Annotated in this window: 17 protein-coding genes and 1 tRNA gene; 6 read left to right on the plus strand and 12 right to left on the minus strand. The window is 71.3% G+C overall.

Translation table 11 applies throughout. The features are described 5' to 3' along the window. Position 1 precedes the first annotated feature (1 nt). From SSP24_RS02730 to SSP24_RS02740, 3 genes are read right to left on the minus strand one after another with little or no spacing between them, the layout of a single operon-like run. A complete protein-coding gene (locus SSP24_RS02730; protein ID WP_373306640.1) occupies positions 2-928 on the minus strand; it encodes an ATP-binding cassette domain-containing protein in 927 nt (308 codons plus the stop codon). A gap of 5 nt (positions 929-933) precedes the next feature. Next, the gene (locus tag SSP24_RS02735; RefSeq protein WP_141307091.1) at positions 934-2,010 is read right to left on the minus strand and encodes an ABC transporter permease; all 1,077 of its coding nucleotides are present in this window, start codon (positions 2,008-2,010) and stop codon (positions 934-936) included. Further along, complete coding sequence (locus SSP24_RS02740; protein ID WP_141307092.1) at positions 2,010-3,014, minus strand: sugar ABC transporter substrate-binding protein; 1,005 nt, start codon at positions 3,012-3,014, stop codon at positions 2,010-2,012. Before SSP24_RS02740 ends, SSP24_RS02735 begins: the two co-directional genes overlap by 1 nt. 158 nt (positions 3,015-3,172) lie before the next feature. Between SSP24_RS02740 and SSP24_RS02745 the strand changes: the two genes are divergently transcribed. Beyond that, complete coding sequence (locus SSP24_RS02745; protein WP_141307093.1) at positions 3,173-3,934, plus strand: GntR family transcriptional regulator; 762 nt, start codon at positions 3,173-3,175, stop codon at positions 3,932-3,934. 2 nt (positions 3,935-3,936) lie between these two features. Here SSP24_RS02745 and SSP24_RS02750 read toward each other — a convergent pair whose 3' ends face one another. The 3 genes from SSP24_RS02750 to SSP24_RS02760 all read right to left on the minus strand — a co-directional run bounded on the left by SSP24_RS02750 (position 3,937) and on the right by SSP24_RS02760 (position 5,865). Then, entirely contained in the window at positions 3,937-4,923 is a 987-nt protein-coding gene (locus SSP24_RS02750) for an aldo/keto reductase (RefSeq protein ID WP_141307094.1), read from the minus strand. A gap of 82 nt (positions 4,924-5,005) precedes the next feature. After that, entirely contained in the window at positions 5,006-5,695 is a 690-nt protein-coding gene (locus SSP24_RS02755) for an NUDIX domain-containing protein (protein ID WP_141307095.1), read from the minus strand. 96 nt (positions 5,696-5,791) lie between these two features. After that, positions 5,792-5,865: transfer RNA gene (locus SSP24_RS02760), tRNA-Pro, on the minus strand. A 99-nt stretch (positions 5,866-5,964) separates the two neighbouring features. On the opposite strand from SSP24_RS02760, the gene SSP24_RS02765 reads away from it, so the two are divergent. From SSP24_RS02765 to SSP24_RS02775, 3 genes are all read left to right on the plus strand, one after another. After that, entirely contained in the window at positions 5,965-6,486 is a 522-nt protein-coding gene (locus SSP24_RS02765; RefSeq protein ID WP_141307096.1) for a DUF309 domain-containing protein, read from the plus strand. 150 nt (positions 6,487-6,636) lie between these two features. Beyond that, entirely contained in the window at positions 6,637-7,410 is a 774-nt protein-coding gene (gene cobF, locus SSP24_RS02770) for a precorrin-6A synthase (deacetylating) (protein WP_141307097.1), read from the plus strand. Positions 7,411-7,679: 269 nt separating this feature from the next. Further along, positions 7,680-8,693: a lysylphosphatidylglycerol synthase transmembrane domain-containing protein gene (locus SSP24_RS02775; protein WP_141307098.1), complete on the plus strand. Its 1,014-nt coding sequence runs from the start codon at positions 7,680-7,682 to the stop codon at positions 8,691-8,693. Positions 8,694-9,062: 369 nt separating this feature from the next. Here the strand turns inward: SSP24_RS02775 and SSP24_RS02780 are convergent, their stop codons facing one another. From SSP24_RS02780 to SSP24_RS02790, 3 genes are read right to left on the minus strand one after another with little or no spacing between them, the layout of a single operon-like run. Continuing rightward, entirely contained in the window at positions 9,063-9,803 is a 741-nt protein-coding gene (locus SSP24_RS02780) for a cobalt-precorrin-6A reductase (protein WP_141307099.1), read from the minus strand. Positions 9,804-9,863: 60 nt separating this feature from the next. Then, entirely contained in the window at positions 9,864-10,190 is a 327-nt protein-coding gene (locus SSP24_RS43820) for a TetR family C-terminal domain-containing protein (protein ID WP_373866233.1), read from the minus strand. Further along, complete coding sequence (locus SSP24_RS02790) at positions 10,073-10,519, minus strand: PaaI family thioesterase (RefSeq protein WP_141307100.1); 447 nt, start codon at positions 10,517-10,519, stop codon at positions 10,073-10,075. The genes SSP24_RS43820 and SSP24_RS02790 overlap by 118 nt, the downstream gene beginning before the upstream one ends. Positions 10,520-10,584: 65 nt before the next feature. Between SSP24_RS02790 and SSP24_RS02795 the strand changes: the two genes are divergently transcribed. Then, a complete protein-coding gene (locus SSP24_RS02795; RefSeq protein ID WP_141307101.1) occupies positions 10,585-11,022 on the plus strand; it encodes a MarR family winged helix-turn-helix transcriptional regulator in 438 nt (145 codons plus the stop codon). A gap of 10 nt (positions 11,023-11,032) precedes the next feature. Here the strand turns inward: SSP24_RS02795 and SSP24_RS02800 are convergent, their stop codons facing one another. Continuing rightward, positions 11,033-11,398 (minus strand): VOC family protein, encoded by a 366-nt coding sequence (locus SSP24_RS02800; protein ID WP_141307102.1) that lies wholly within the window; start codon positions 11,396-11,398, stop codon positions 11,033-11,035. A gap of 94 nt (positions 11,399-11,492) precedes the next feature. Between SSP24_RS02800 and SSP24_RS02805 the strand changes: the two genes are divergently transcribed. Then, entirely contained in the window at positions 11,493-12,311 is an 819-nt protein-coding gene (locus SSP24_RS02805) for an HAD-IIA family hydrolase (protein ID WP_141307103.1), read from the plus strand. A gap of 6 nt (positions 12,312-12,317) precedes the next feature. Here SSP24_RS02805 and SSP24_RS02810 read toward each other — a convergent pair whose 3' ends face one another. Next, the gene (locus SSP24_RS02810; RefSeq protein WP_141307104.1) at positions 12,318-13,094 is read right to left on the minus strand and encodes a sulfite exporter TauE/SafE family protein; all 777 of its coding nucleotides are present in this window, start codon (positions 13,092-13,094) and stop codon (positions 12,318-12,320) included. Between the two features lie 90 nt (positions 13,095-13,184). Then, positions 13,185-14,372: a thiolase family protein gene (locus SSP24_RS02815; protein WP_141307105.1), complete on the minus strand. Its 1,188-nt coding sequence runs from the start codon at positions 14,370-14,372 to the stop codon at positions 13,185-13,187. Between the last annotated feature and the right edge of the window lie 248 nt (positions 14,373-14,620).

A 14,620-nucleotide genomic window follows, 5' to 3' on the forward strand; every position in this document is an offset into this window, starting at 1 on the left:
GTCAGGAGGTCCCTTCGGGAGAGGCGGGGTATGCGGGAGGGGCGGGTGAGGTCTTCACGGGCGCCGTGAGGTCCTCCTCCTCGGGGAGCTCCTCGACGTCCACGCCGCGCACCTGCGCCAACTCGTGCTTGAGCGCGGCGAGTTCCGCGCCGCCGGCCATGTGGTTGGTCAGTTCCTCCAGGCTGACCTCGCTGCGGTCGGCGGAGAGTTCCAGCGTGCCCAGGCGCAGCACGCTGAAGTGGTCGCCGACCATGTACGCGTGGTGCGGGTTGTGGGTGATGAAGATGACGCCGAGGCCGCGGTCGCGGGCGGCGGCGATGTACTTGAGGACCACGCCGGACTGCTTGACGCCGAGGGCGGCGGTCGGCTCGTCCAGGATCAGCACCCGGGCGCCGAAGTGGACGGCGCGGGCGATCGCGACGCACTGGCGCTGGCCGCCGGACAGCGTGCCGATGGGCTGCTCCAGGTCGTCGAGGACGATGCCCATGGCGCGCAGTTCCTCGTCGGCGGTCTGCTTCATGCGGGCGATGTCGAGGCGGCGGACCGGCCAGGGGCCCTTGGTGAGCTCGGAGCCGAGGAAGAAGTTCCGCCACACCGGCATCAGCGGGACGGTCGCGAGGTCTTGGTAGACGGCGGCGATGCCCTTGTCGAGGGCCTCGCGCGGGGTGGAGAAGCGGACCGGCTCGCCGTCGACGAGGAACTCGCCCTCGGTGTGCTGGTGCAGCCCGGAGATGATCTTGATGAGGGTGGACTTGCCGGCGCCGTTGTCGCCGAGCACGCAGGTGACCTTGCCGGGGTGGACGGCGAGGTCGACGCCGTGCAGGGCGCGGATGTTGCCGTAGGACTTGCCGGCGTTGCGGAGTTCGACGAGTGCCCCGTCCTGCTGGGGGGCGGTGTCCGGGAGCACGGCTCCGTGGGTGGTTGTCATGGCGGTCACCTCCGGGTCGCGGTGCGCTGCACCCACAGATTGATGAGGACGGCTCCGAGCAGCATCACACCGAGGAAGGCCTTGAACCAGTCGGGGTTCCATCCCGCGTAGACGATGCCCTGCTGGACCATGCCGAACATGAAGGCACCGAAGACCGGGCCGATGGCGGAGCCGTACCCGCCGGTGAGCAGGCAGCCGCCGATGACCGCCGCGGCGATGTAGATCAGCTCCTGGCCGACGCCCTCGCCGGACTGCACGGTGTTGAAGGAGAACAGCTGGTGCATGCCGACGAACCAGGCGCCGAAGCCGACCAGCATGAACAGGGTGATCTTGGTGAACTTCACCGGGACACCGACCGCGCGGGCGCTGTCCTTGTTGCCGCCGACGGCGAAGATCCAGTTGCCGTACTTGGTGCGCAGCAGCACCCAGGTGGCCAGGGCCGCGAAGACCAGCCACCACACCACGGTGATCTTCACCTGGACGCCGCCGACGTCGAAGGACGAGGCGAACAGCGCCCTGGCCTGGTCGAAGCCGTCCATGTTGCTGATGTCGTCGGTGGCGACGTTTCCGGTCACCAGCTTGGTGACGGCGAGGTTGATGCCCTGGAGGATCAGGAAGGTGCCGAGGGTGACCAGGAAGCTCGGCAACCCGGTCTTCACCAGCATCCAGCCGTTGAACGCGCCGACCGCCAGCGAGACCACGAGCGCGACGATCACGCCCATCCAGACGTTCAGGGTCAGCTGGTAGCTGAGCATGGCCGCGGTGAGCGCAGAGGTGATGACGGCGACACCGGCCGACAGATCGAACTCGCCGCCGATCATCAGCAGGGCGACCGGCAGGGCCATGATCCCGATGGTGGACGCCTGGTAGAGGACCGTGGCCATCGAGCTGCCCTGGCGGAGCGAGGGCGCGGCGATCAGGAAGAAGACGAACACGGCGACCGCGCCGAGGAAGACGCCGACCTCGGGCCGGGCGAGCAGCCTCAGCAGCAGGGGCCGCTCCCGGGTGCGTCCGTCGGTCTGCTTGGCGCCGGGGGCCGGCGGTGTGGTCACCGCCGGCGCAGCATGCTGGGTCATGCTCATCACCGGGTCCCCTTCGCGGCGAACTCGGCGATCCGCTCGACGTTGGACCGGTCGACGAACGCCGGACCGGTCAGCACCGGCTGCTCACCGCCGCCGCTGTAGTTGCCGTTGTTCTTGTAGAGCCACAGCCCGTCGACAGCCAGGTACCCCTGCAGATAGGGCTGCTGGTCCACGGCGAACTGGATGTCGCCGCGCTGGATGGCGCCGGTCAGGTCCTTGTTGAGGTCGAAGGTGGCGACCTTGGCCTTGCTGCCCGCCTCGGACACCGACTGCACTGCGGTCAGCGCGAAGGGGGCGCCGAGGGCGACGACGTAGTCGATGGCGCTGTCCTGCTTCAGCTTGGCGGTGATCGTCGCCTTCACGGACGGCATGTCGGTGCCGTTGACGTTCAGGGTCTCCGTGGTGCCCTCGAACGTCTTCTTCACCCCGTCGCAGCGCTGGGTGAGGCCGATGTTGCCCTGCTCCTGGATGACGCAGACGGCTTTCTTCGCGCCCTCCTCGTTGAGCCGCTTGCCGAGCGCTTCTCCGGCCACGGTCTCGTCCTGCCCGAAGAACTCCAGCAGGCCGAGCTGCTTCCAGTCGCTCAGGCCGGAGTTCAGGCCGACGACGGGTATGCCCGCCTGCTCGGCCTTGCCGAGGACGTCCTTCAGGGCGTCCGGCTTGGCGAGGGTGACGGCGATGCCGTCGACCTTCTGGTCGATGGCGTTCTGCACCAGGTTGGCCTGGTTGCCGGCGTTGGGGTCGGCGGAGTAGACGAGCTTGACGTTGTCCTTGGCGGCGGCGGCCTCGGCGCCCTTGCGGACGATGTCCCAGAAGGTGTCGCCGGGCGCCTGGTGGGTGACGAGCGCGACCGTCATTTGGGGCGTGGTGGCCTTGCCCGCCGAGGCACCGTCCGCTCCCTCCTCGGCCTTCTTGCCGCCGGAGCCGCTGGAGCAGCCGGCGAGGACCAGGGCCGCCGCCGCTGCCACGGCCAGGGCGGAGGTGATTCTGCGAGAGCGGTCCATCTTTCCTGCACCTCACTGTGCGATGGGGGGAAAGGCTGTCGTTGGGACGGGATCAAATCCCCTGGCGCGCCCACTGTCAATACTTTGTTAAGACATCATTTCACAAGCAGGTCCTAATGTAAGAACAAAGTGCTACGGTGTGGGCCGGGAGGGACGCCATGACAAGTACAGTCTCCGGCCTCGCCGCCGTGCGCTTCGCACTCGACCGCACCAGCCCCGTGCCGCTCTACCACCAGCTCGCCCAGCAGTTGGAGGCGGCCATCGAGGGCGGGATCCTCACGCCCGGCAACCACCTCGGCAACGAGGTCGACCTGTCCGTCCGACTCGGCCTGTCCCGCCCCACGGTCCGCCAGGCCATCCAGTCCCTGGTCGACAAGGGTCTGCTGGTCCGCCGCCGGGGCGTGGGCACCCAGGTCGTGCACAGCCAGGTCAAGCGCCCGCTGGAGCTGAGCAGCCTCTACGACGACCTGGAGACGGCCGGGCAGCAGCCCACCACGCGGGTGCTCCACAACGAGACCGCCCCCGCGGCCGCCGACGTCGCGGCCGCCCTCGGCATCCCCGAGGGCGGCGAGGTCACCGTCCTGGAACGGCTCCGCTTCACCCACGGCCACCCGGTGGCGTTCCTGTGCAACTACCTGCCGACGGGCCTGCTCCCCCTGGACACCGACCGGCTCCAGGTCACCGGCCTGTACCGCATGCTGCGCTCCGCCGGGATCACCCTGCACAGCGCCCGCCAGACCATCGGCGCCCGCTGCGCCACCGCCCAGGAGGCCGCCCGCCTCGACGAGAAGGAGGGCGCCGCACTCCTCACCATGCAGCGCACGGCCTACGACGACACCGGCCGCGCCGTCGAGTACGGGACGCACATCTACCGCGCGTCCCGGTACGCGTTCGACTTCCAGCTCCTGGTACGACCCTGACGTCAGTGCACCGCGTCCAGCCGGGCCCGCTGATCCGCCGTCAACTCCAGCTCCACAGCGGCGAGATTCTCCTCCAGCTGCGCCACCGAGGACGCGCCGGCCAGCGGAATCACCGGCAACTCCCCGCCTATTTGCCACGCCAGAACCACCTGCCCCACGGTGGCCCCGGTCTGCCGCGCCACCTCGCGCAGCGCGGCCAGCCGTGCGGGCGTACCGGGGTGGTCGTAGTCGGCCGACAGCGGCTTGTCCTCGCGCCCGTACGCCCCGCCCAGCAGCGGCGAGTAGGCGACCAGCGTCAGCGTGGGCTCGGCGCACAGATAGCCGAGGAGTTCGGCGCCCGCGTGGCCGAGGCTGCCGTCCGGGAAGAGGTCGCTCGGGACGTCGTACCGAGGACGCAGATGGCTGTGCTGGTACTGGAGCACCTCGTAGCCGGGCAGTCCGGCCGCGGCGGCGAGAGCGCGGGCCCGCTCCACCCGCCAGATCGCCTGGTTGCTGACGCCGAGCAGGCCGACCGTGCCCTCCGCGACCAGCGCGGCGAACCCCTCGACGGTCTCCTGGAGGGGGACGGTGGGGTCGTCGATGTGCGCGTACAGCAGGTCCAGCTTCTCCATGCCGAGCCGCTCGCGGCTGCGCTCGGCCGACTCGCGGATCACCTTCGCCGACAGGCCCTCCGCGTTGTCGGTGTAGCTGGTGCCGGGGGCGAGGGGACGGGCGCCGACCTTCGTGGCGATGACGACCTCGTCGCCGATGCCGCGGCTGCGCCGCCAGCGGCCGAGGAGTTCCTCGCTCTGGCCGCCCTGGCTGCCGTCGACCCAGAAGGCGTAGTTGTCCGAGGTGTCGATGAAATTTCCGCCCGCCTCGACATAGCGGTCGAGGACGGCGAAGGAGGTCCGCTCGTCCGTGAGCGAGCCGAAGAGCATGGCGCCGAGGGCGAGGACGCTGACCTCGCGACGGTGGTCCGGATCGGTGCCGATGGTGCGGTACTTCATGATGTTCCTCCCGTTCGCACCCGGTTGTCCGGGCGCGAACGGGAGTCTTCAGCCTGAAGCGCACTTCAAGTCAAGGCAGTACCTACGGACGGGCCGCGAACGGCCCTTCGAGGGCGGCCCATTGCAGCAGCATGATGGTCTTGGCGTCGGCGATCTCGCCGGTGCGGATCATGTCCAGGGTCTTGCGGAAGGGCAGTTCGAGGATCTCGATGTCCTCGCCCTCCTCGCCGAGCCCGCCGCCCTCGTGGGTGCGGGTCGACGGTCCGTAGGCGGCGGCGTAGAAGCTGACGCGTTCGGTGACCGAGCCCGGGCTCATGTAGACGTCGAAGACATGCTGGACGGCGTCGATGGTGTGCCCGGTCTCCTCGATCACCTCACGCCGTACGGCCTCCTCCGGGTGCTCGTCATCGTCGTCGAGCAGTCCGCCGGGCGTCTCGATCAGCATGCCGTCGGGGTGCCCGTTGACATACACCGGGAAGCGGAACTGCCGGGTGAGCAGCACGGTTTCGCGTGTGGCGTTGTACAGCAGCATCGTGGCGCCGTTGCCGCGGTCGTGGGTCTCGCGCTCCTGGGTGCTCCAGGTGCCGTCGGCGTGCTGGAAGTCGAAGGTGGTCGTCCGCTCGACGTACCAGTGGCTGGACAGCAGTTTCACGTCCCGCACCTTCACGCGCGGGTTGCCGGTCAGATCCCGGCCCACCTGGTCGAGCCCGGTGCGGCCGCGGCGGTCCGGGGTGTCGATACCGGCGGTGAGCGGAGTGAACTCGTTGGTCATGCCCCGCTTGTACCATCCGGCCCCTCAGACCAACGGAAATCAGGGCCATCGCCAACGGAAAAGGGGCCATCGAACAGATGGCCCCTCGCCGAACCGTCGGGACGACAGGATTTGAACCTGCGACCCCTTGACCCCCAGTCAAGTGCGCTACCAAGCTGCGCCACGTCCCGATGCGCCTCACCGCGGAGAACCGCGTGATCGCGCGAACAGCACTTTACCCCACACCCCCGGACGCGCCGAAGCCGGATCGGAAGCGGGACAATCGCAGTATGGCCAGCACCAGCACACCGGAAGGACGACAGCCCGGCGCACGGGACCGCGACACCGAGGGCCGCGCCCGCAGCGCCCGCCCGCGCGACGGCCTGGGACGCCCCCTGCCGTACGACGCGCAGGGCGTGCCCCGGCAGCCCGAAGGGATCGTACGAACACCGGAGGAGACCGTCGCCGAGGCGCAGGCCCTCCTCGAAGCGGGCAAGCCGTTCCACGCCCACGAGGTCTTCGAGGACGCCTGGAAATCGGGCCCCGACGAGGAACGCACCCTGTGGCGCGGCCTCGCCCAGCTGGCCGTGGGCCTGACGCACGCGGCCCGGGGCAACGCGACGGGTGGCGCCCGGCTGCTGCGCCGCGGGGCGGCCGCGATCGAGGAGTGGGCGGCACGGACGGGACGAAAGCGGCCGTACGACCTGGACGTACAGGGGCTGACGGAGTGGGCGCGGGAGCTGGCGGGGGACGTGGAGGGCGGGGCGACGGTGGACGCGGGGGCGCGGGCACCTGGGCTGCGCGGGGGGTGAGCCGGGGGGTGAGCGGGGGGTGAGCGGCGGATCGGGGCCCGAGTCGATTCCGAGCCGCCGTGTGTGAGGCGGTGGGCTCGCAGTGTGAGCGGTGGGCTCGCTGTGTGAGGCGGTGGGCTCGCTGTCAGTGGGGTGCGGCAGACTCTGGGTGTGCGAAAGATTCATGTCATCGGTATCGGCGCGGGCGACCCCGAGCAGCTGACGCTTCAGGCGGTCCGGGCGTTGCGGAGCACGGACGTGTTCTTCCTGCTCGACAAGGGCGAGGTGAAGTCCGACCTCACCCAGCTGCGCAAGGACATGCTCGACGCACACATACCGGAGGGGACGTACCGCCTGGTCGAGGCGCGTGACCCGGAGCGGGACCGCGGCGCGGGCGGCGCGGCGTACTCACCGGCCGTCGGGGACTGGCGCAGCGCCCGTGCCGAGATCTATCAGCGGCTGATCGCCGAGGAGTTGGGCGAGAACGAGAGCGGCGCGTTCCTGGTGTGGGGCGACCCCGCCCTGTACGACAGCACGCTCGGGATTCTGGAGGAGGTCCGCGGACGCGGCAGCGTGGACTTCGAGTACGACGTCGTGCCGGGCATCAGCAGTGTCTCCGCCCTGGTGGCCCGGCATCGCACGGGACTGAACCGGGTCGCCCGACCGGTGCAGATCACCACGGGCCGGCGGCTCGCCGAGGGCTTCCCCGAGGGCGTGGACGACGTGGTCGTGATGCTCGACGCCCACCAGACCTTCCGGCAGTACGCCGACCAGGACATCGACATCTACTGGGGCGCCTACATAGGCACGCCGGACGAGATCCTCGCCGCGGGTCCTATCGCGGAGGCGGCGCCGCGCATCGAGCGGCTGCGGGCCGACGCGCGGGAGCGCAAGGGCTGGATCATGGACACGTATCTGCTCCGCCGGAACCCGAAGGAGCAGTAGCCAGAGGGGGCTGAGGGGACTTGCGTGCCCGGAGGGGGCTGAGGGGCGCACGGTGCCGGTGCGTACGCCTCCGTCGCTCCCCCACGGCGTGAACGCGCCGGTCGGACACCATCGCAGCCGCTTTCTTGCGCTGCCCGCTGGCGTCGCTTCGGCTGCCGGACACCCGAGCGTCATGCCGGGCGGGCACGTTTCGGCCGTCCCCACCTGTCTCGCCTTGCATCCGTCCGCCCCGCTCATTCCGGGCGTGATGCGGAAGGACGACGTACGCCGTGTCCCTGCTTCCGCCCGCCGCCGCTCTCCCCAGCGCGCTCCCGGCCACCGCCCCCGTCCGCTCCCCCTCCGCCGAACGCCTCTCCCGTCTCACCCGGCACGGTCTCACCGTGCTGCCGCTGCTGCTCATCGGCGGATGGGCTCTCGTCGACTGGCGCTCCGTGCGCGACGGCGCCGCCCGGCTGGCCGCCGCCGACCCCGGCTGGCTGCTCGCCGCGCTGTTCTTCACCTGCCTCGGCTGGCTGGCCGCCGCGGTCGTGCGGCAGGGCGCCATCCCCGAACGGCTGCCGCCGGGACTGCTGGTCGCCTCGCAGTTCGCCGCGGGCGCCGCCAACCACGTACTTCCCGCGAGCATCGGCGCCCACGCGGTCACCCTGCGCTTCCTGCAGAGCCAGGGCATACCGCTGGCCCGTGGCACCGCCTCGCTCGCCCTGTACTCGCTGGTCAAGCCAGTGGCGAAGACGGCTGTGCTGATCGTCTTCCTGGTGGCCTTCCCCGGCATGCTGCGTCTCGGCGAACTCGTCCCCGACGACCGGACCCTCCTCCTGGTCGCCGGTGGCGTGGGCGTCGCGTTCGTCGTGGCCGGCTGCCTGCTCGCCGTCGTCCCCGCCCTGCGCCGCCCGGCCGTCTGCTTCCTGCGCACCGCCCTGACCGACGCCCGCATCCTGCACACCCGACCCAGCCGCGTCCTCGCCCTCTGGGGCGGCGCGGCCGCCACCCCGCTGCTCCAGGGCAGCGTGATCGCCACCGTCGGTTTCTCGCTCGGGCTGGAGCTGTCCTGGGCGCAGGTGGTCTTCGCGCTGCTCATCGCCAGCACGGCGGTCGGCGCGGTGCCCGCGCCGGGCGGGATCGGGCCGGTGGACGCGGCGCTGGTCTTCACCATGGCCGCATTCGGCGCTCCGGTGGGCTTGGCGACGGCGACCGTCATCGCGTACCGCGTGATCACGGTGTGGCTGCCGCTGCTGCCGGGCGCGCTGGTGCTGTCGGCGTTGGTGCACCGGAAGGTGCTGTAGCGCTCGCTGGGCGGGCTTGAGCGACGCCAGGTGCTGTGTGCGCCTCGCCGGCCGGGTCCGAGTCACGCCAGGTGCTGTGAGGGCTCGTCAGCCGGGTCCGCGCCACGCCAGGTGCCGTAGCCCTCGCCAGCCGGGCCCGCGCCACACCGGGTGCTGTGAGCCCTCGCAGCCGGGTCCGACCTGCGCCGGGTGCTGCAAGGCCCCTCGGCAACAGGGCCTGAGCCACACCAGGTACTGCAAGCCCCTCGGCAACAGCGCCCGACCCACGCCAGGTGCCGTAGCCCTCGCCAGCCGGGCCCGCGCCACACCGGGTGCTGCAAGGCCCCTCGGCAGCAGGGCCCGAGCCCCGCCAGGTACGCAAGCCCTTCGCTAGCTGTGCCCCAGCCACGCCAGTGCCCCCGGTACGTCGGCCACGGCCGTCACGCCGGACGGCAGCGGTGGACGGCGTACGACGACGACGGGCACGCCGAGTTCGCGGGCCGCCGTGAGCTTGGCGGCCGTCGCCTCTCCCCCGCTGTCCTTGGTGACGATCACGTCGATCCGGTGCTCCCGCAGCAGCGCCGACTCCTCGGCGACGGTGAACGGGCCCCGGGCGAGGACGAGTTCGACGTCCGGCGGCATCGGGGGCTCGGGCCGTTCCACGGACCGTACGACGAAGAACTGCTCCGTCAGATGAGCGAAGGCGGCGAGGCCCAAGCGGCCGGTGGTGAGGAGCACCCGGCGCCCGAGTCGCGGCAGCAGCTCCGCGGCCGCGTCCAGCGAGGCGACCGGGTGCCAGTCGTCCCCCGGCCCCGGCCGCCAGCCCGGCCGGCGCAGCACCACGGCCGGTGTTCCGGTCAGCGCGGCCGCGCGGGCCGCGTTCGCGGTGATCGCCTCGGCGAAGGGGTGCGTGGCGTCGACGACGGCGGACACGTCGTGGACGCGCAGCCACTCGGCCAGCCCCTCCGCCCCACCGAACCCCCCGATCCGCACGTCACCGTCGACCGCCCCCGGCCGCGACACCCGGCCCGCCAACGACGTCGTGACCCGCACATCCGCGCGGGCGGCCAGCTCGGCGGCGAGTTCACGGGCCTCGGTGGTGCCGCCGAGGATCAGGACGTGAGGGGACATGGCGTCGAGAGTACGAGGTGCGGCGGCCCGCACCCCCGTCGCCTCACTTCTCGCCTCACTTCACGTCGAGTCGCAAAGCCTGAAGCATCCGATCCAGCGCCGCCCTGGTGGGCGCCAGGTCCCCGGGCTCTGCCGTGGACGCGAGCCACAGGGCGGCCTCGTCCATGGCCCGCCACTCGCGCCAGCCAGCACGGCCGGCCCGTCGATCAGCATGATCCGCTGGAGGTCGGGGTCGGTGCCGGCGGTGAGGAACTCCTGGCACCCGGAGGTCAGCTGGGCCCATGGATCGTGGCGCTCGCCGGTTCCGGCACCGCGATCGCGCCCTGGGCCACGGCACACAGGGTCTCCGCCCCGCCGCCGTCCAAGGTGAACAGGTCGCAGCGGCACACGACCCGCGTGCGCCCCGCCCGGACGACCCGCGCCTCGGCCCGCAGCAGGGTGCCGACGGCGGGCCGCAGGTAGTCGATGGTGTAACCGGCGGTGATGAGCCGGCCGTTGGCCACCGTCCCCGCGGCGAAGGTCAGCGCGTTGTCGGCGGCGTACCCGAGCACGCCGCCGTGCACGGAGCCGTAGTGCTGGAGCAAGTCCTCGCGAATGTCGAGTTCGAGCGTCGCGGCACCGTCACCGAAGGCCACGATGCGGGCACCGAGCAGCCTGCTGAAAGGCTGGGCCACGAGGATCTTCTGGGCGTCGGCGAGATCCGGAACTACCTGCATCGGCACCTCACTTCACTGGTGAACTGACCCTCTCGTGCGCCCGCCGCGTCTGTCAAGATCCCCCTATGCCCGAGACCGAGCCCGCCTCCGACCAGCGCCTGTACTTCCTGCTGCAACGCGCGGCACACCAGTTGCGCACGACCGCGGACCGGCGCTGCCTGGCCGCCTCCGGGGTGACCACGGCCCAGCTCGGCGCACTGTTCGCCGTGCACGACCGGCCGGGCATCACCCAGCAGCAGCTCGCCCGCACGCTGGGGCTGCGCGAGTCGGCCGTCACCGCGCTGGCCGCCCGGCTGGTCAAGGCGGGGCTCGTCACCAAAGGGGCGCATCCGCGTGAGCACCGTGCCGTGGTGCTGGAACTGACGGCTGCCGGGTCGGCCGCGCTGCGTGCCGCCCAGCCAGAGATCGATCGCTTCAACGGTGAGCTGCGCGCGCTGCTGGGGGACCAGGGCTTCGCCCGGACGGCGTCCGCCCTGGACCGGCTGGCGCACTGGGAGCCGTAGCTCTGCCGGGTCAGCCGCCCGGCGGCTGGTGCAGGCCGAAGGACGAGCCCTGGTCGTCGCGGCACAGCTTGAAGCGGCCGAACCGGGCGACGGAGTCGGGGTCCTCCTCCCCCTCCTCGCCGATGTCCTGGACGGTGCCGCCGAGTTCACGCACCTTGGCGATCGCGGCGTCGATGTCGTCGACACGGAAGAAGAGATACGGGGACGCGCCCTCGTCGCCGCCGTGCATACCGCCCGGCAGCCCGTCGGTGCCGATGGTGAACCCGCGCCCGCTCGGCCCGGGTTCAAGGGTCCAGCCGAAAAGGGCTCCGTAGAAGGCGCGACCGCGCTCGGGGTCGGCCACGCCGATTTCGAAGAAGGAGGGTTCGCCCGCCATCGCGTGTCTCCCGTCGCACCGATCGGCCCAAAGCGGCCCCCTCCATCCTCCGCCGGGACCCGACGCACCGCACACGAGTGGCTATCGTCCAGGCATGGACTCAGTGCGGGCCGTGCTCATCGACATCGACGGCGTTCTCACCGTCTCGTGGCAGCCGCTGCCCGGTGCGGTCGATGCGCTGCGGGAGATCCGGGACGCCGGACTGCCGGTCGCCCTGGTGACCAATACGACGTCCCGTACGCGCGCGTCCATCGCCGGGACGCTCGCGGAGGCGGGGTTTCCGGTGGCGGCGGAGGACATCCTGACCGCACCGGCCGTCACCGCCGCGTATCTCGCCGAGCGCTTTCCGGGGGCACGGTGCGCGCTGCTGAACAGCGGGGACATCCGGGAGGACCTGGAGGGCGTGAGCCTGGTGGACGACGCGGACTCGGAGGGCGCCGTCGACGCCGACGCGTCGGTGGATGTCGTGGTCGTCGGTGGCGCCGGGCCCGAGTTCGGGTACGCGGCGCTCAACCGGGCGTTTGGGCATCTGCAGCGAGGGGCGCGGCTGGTGGCCATGCACCGCAATCTGTACTGGCGTACCAAGGACGGCTTGCAGCTCGACACCGGGGCGTTCCTGGCCGGGCTGGAGCAGGCCGCGCGTACCGAGGCCGAGGTGACCGGCAAGCCGTCGGCCGCGTTCTTCGAGGCCGCGCTGGGCCGACTGGGCGTGAGTGCGGGTGAGGCCGTGATGGTGGGGGACGACATCGAGTCCGACGTACTCGCGGCACAGCGGGCCGGGGTGACGGGGGTGCTGGTGAAGACTGGCAAGTATCTGCCGGAGACGCACCGTGCGGCCGACGGCACGCCCGACCATGTGGTCGACTCCTTCGCCGACGTACCGTCGCTCCTGGGGCTGGGCAAGGGGCGCTGAGGGCGGCTAGCGCAGCAGGAGCTGTACGCCGCCCACCACCGTCGCCGCGATCACCAACTGCTCGAACAGCCGCTGGTTGATTCGGTTCACAGCCCATTTGCCGATCAACGCGCCGGGCACCACGAACACCACGAGCGCGGCGTCAAGCAGCAGCGACCGCCCGTCGATCAACCCGAGCCCCGCACTGAAGGGCACCTTGGACACGTTGACGATCAGGAAGAAGAACGCCGACGTGCCCAGGAACCCCAGCTTCCGGAACCCTGCCGACAGCAAGTACATCGACATCACCGGGCCACCCGCGTTGGCGACCATCGTGGTGAAGCCGCCGAGGACGCCGTACGAACGGGCCTTGATGCGGCCCGCCCTGCCGGTCACCGAGTCCGGCTCCTCCCCCGGCGCCTCCCCCGTGCGCCGGCGCCACACCGTTACGCCCGCCATCAGCAGCAGAATCGCTCCGATCGACGTCCGTACGACCTCGTCGTCGGCCCACACCAGGAACAGCGTGCCGACCACGACCCCCGCCGCGACCGCCGGGAACAGCCGCCACAGCGTGGGCCAGTGGGCGTGCCGCCGGTAGGTGAGGACCGCGAGCACGTCCCCGGCGATGAGCACCGGCAGCAGCACTCCCGTGGAGGCGCGGGCCGGCAGCACCGCCGCGAAGATGGCGAGGCTGACCGTGTTGGCCCCGCTCACGGCGGTCTTCGAGAAGCCGACCAGGAGCGCGGCGAAGGCGAGGGCGGCGAACTCCCAGCCGGTGAGGTGCCAGAGCGTCATTGTGTCCATGCGGGCACCGATGCTATGCCCATGCATCTGGCCGCCGTAAGGAGTGTCTCGCCAGGTGGCCCCTGCCCGGCTCGCCCCGCTACAGAGCGCTCAGTGCCTCTCCACCAGCACCGCGCTCCCCTGCCCCACACCCACGCACATCGTCGCGAGCCCGCGTCCCGCGCGCGTGCGGCGCATCCGGTGCAGCAGCGTGGTCAGGATGCGAGCGCCGGAGCAGCCGAGCGGGTGGCCGAGGGCGATCGCGCCGCCGCTCGGGTTGACCAGGTCAGGATCGATGCCGAGCCGGTCCACACAGGCGAGGGCCTGGGCGGCGAACGCCTCGTTGAACTCGGCCTCCTCGATGTCGCCGACGCTCCACCGGGCACGCGCCAGCGCCTTCTGCGTGGCGGGGACGGGGCCGATGCCCATCACGTCCGGGTGGACGCCGGCCGAGGCACCGGCGACGTACCGGCCCAGCGACTCCAGCCCCAGCTCGTTCAGCGCCTCTTCGCTGACCAGGAGGAGCCCGGCCGCCCCGTCGTTCATCGGGGAGGCGTTGCCCGCGGTCACCGTGCCGCCCTCGCGGAAGACCGGCTTCAGCCGGGCCAGTTTCTCGTACGACGTGTCCTCACGGACGCATTCGTCGCTGTCGACCACCACACCGTCCGGGCGCTGCACCGGCAGGAGTTCGTCGTCGAAGTGGCCGTTCTTGCGTGCGTCGGCGGCCAGTCGGTGACTGCGCAGCGCGAACTCGTCCTGGCGTTCGCGCGGGACGCCGTACCGCTCGGCGACCTCCTCCGCGGTCTCGCCCATGGACAGCAGGCCGTGCAGTTCCTTCATCGCCGGGTTGACCAGGCGCCAGCCGAGCCGGGTGTCGGCGGTCTCCATGCGGTGCGGCAGGGCTTCGTCGGGGCGGGGCAGCACGAAGGGGGCGCGGCTCATCGACTCGGAGCCGCCCGCGAGCATGATGTCGGCCTCGCCCGCGGCGATGGTGCGGGCCGCGAGGGTGATCGCTTCGAGGCCGGATGCGCACAGGCGGTTGACGGTGGCGCCGGGGACAGACTCGGGGAGTCCGGCGAGCAGGGCGGCCATGCGGGCGACGTTGCGGTTGTCCTCGCCGGCCTGGTTGGCGGCGCCCCAGTAGACGTCGTCGATGCGGGCCGGATCGAGTGCGGGCACGTCGGCGACGAGGCCGCGGATCACGGTCGCGGCGAGGTCGTCGGGCCGTACGGAGGACAGGGCTCCGCGCAGCTTGCCGATGGGGGTGCGGCGGGCGGCCGCGAAGTGGACGGGACGCACGACAGACTCCTGACCGGGAGCCGGATCAGCGGCTCCGAAGGTTAATTAGCGCTGCTAGTTTTGGACTATAGACCGCCGGGCCTCGCTCTGGGAAGATCCGCGGGAGCGGGAGGATGATGCCGGGGAGCAGGAGGATGGCGAGGGAGCGGGAGGGTCCCGGGGAACCGGGGGATCCTGCGGGATTGGAGGAATCCGCGGAGCCGAAGGGTCTCGGGGAGCCGGAGGAGTCGGGCACCGGGAGGGTCTCG

The sequence above is a fragment of the Streptomyces spinoverrucosus genome (assembly GCF_006539505.1).
Taxonomy (GTDB): domain Bacteria; phylum Actinomycetota; class Actinomycetes; order Streptomycetales; family Streptomycetaceae; genus Streptomyces; species Streptomyces spinoverrucosus.

What these genes read in the sequence shown, in the direction of transcription:
- SSP24_RS02810 (WP_141307104.1), bottom strand. Translation starts at nt 13,094, where the DNA reads ATGGACACAATGACGCTCTGGCACCTCACCGGCTGGGAGTTCGCCGCC.
- SSP24_RS02740 (WP_141307092.1), bottom strand. Translation starts at nt 3,014, where the DNA reads ATGGACCGCTCTCGCAGAATCACCTCCGCCCTGGCCGTGGCAGCGGCG.
- SSP24_RS02765 (WP_141307096.1), top strand. Translation starts at nt 5,965, where the DNA reads ATGGCCAGCACCAGCACACCGGAAGGACGACAGCCCGGCGCACGGGAC.
- SSP24_RS02800 (WP_141307102.1), bottom strand. Translation starts at nt 11,398, where the DNA reads ATGGCGGGCGAACCCTCCTTCTTCGAAATCGGCGTGGCCGACCCCGAG.
- SSP24_RS02750 (WP_141307094.1), bottom strand. Translation starts at nt 4,923, where the DNA reads ATGAAGTACCGCACCATCGGCACCGATCCGGACCACCGTCGCGAGGTC.
- SSP24_RS02780 (WP_141307099.1), bottom strand. Translation starts at nt 9,803, where the DNA reads ATGTCCCCTCACGTCCTGATCCTCGGCGGCACCACCGAGGCCCGTGAA.
- SSP24_RS02790 (WP_141307100.1), bottom strand. Translation starts at nt 10,519, where the DNA reads ATGCAGGTAGTTCCGGATCTCGCCGACGCCCAGAAGATCCTCGTGGCC.
- SSP24_RS02805 (WP_141307103.1), top strand. Translation starts at nt 11,493, where the DNA reads ATGGACTCAGTGCGGGCCGTGCTCATCGACATCGACGGCGTTCTCACC.
- SSP24_RS02795 (WP_141307101.1), top strand. Translation starts at nt 10,585, where the DNA reads ATGCCCGAGACCGAGCCCGCCTCCGACCAGCGCCTGTACTTCCTGCTG.
- SSP24_RS02730 (WP_373306640.1), bottom strand. Translation starts at nt 928, where the DNA reads ATGACAACCACCCACGGAGCCGTGCTCCCGGACACCGCCCCCCAGCAG.
- SSP24_RS02735 (WP_141307091.1), bottom strand. Translation starts at nt 2,010, where the DNA reads ATGAGCATGACCCAGCATGCTGCGCCGGCGGTGACCACACCGCCGGCC.
- SSP24_RS02745 (WP_141307093.1), top strand. Translation starts at nt 3,173, where the DNA reads ATGACAAGTACAGTCTCCGGCCTCGCCGCCGTGCGCTTCGCACTCGAC.
- SSP24_RS02755 (WP_141307095.1), bottom strand. Translation starts at nt 5,695, where the DNA reads ATGACCAACGAGTTCACTCCGCTCACCGCCGGTATCGACACCCCGGAC.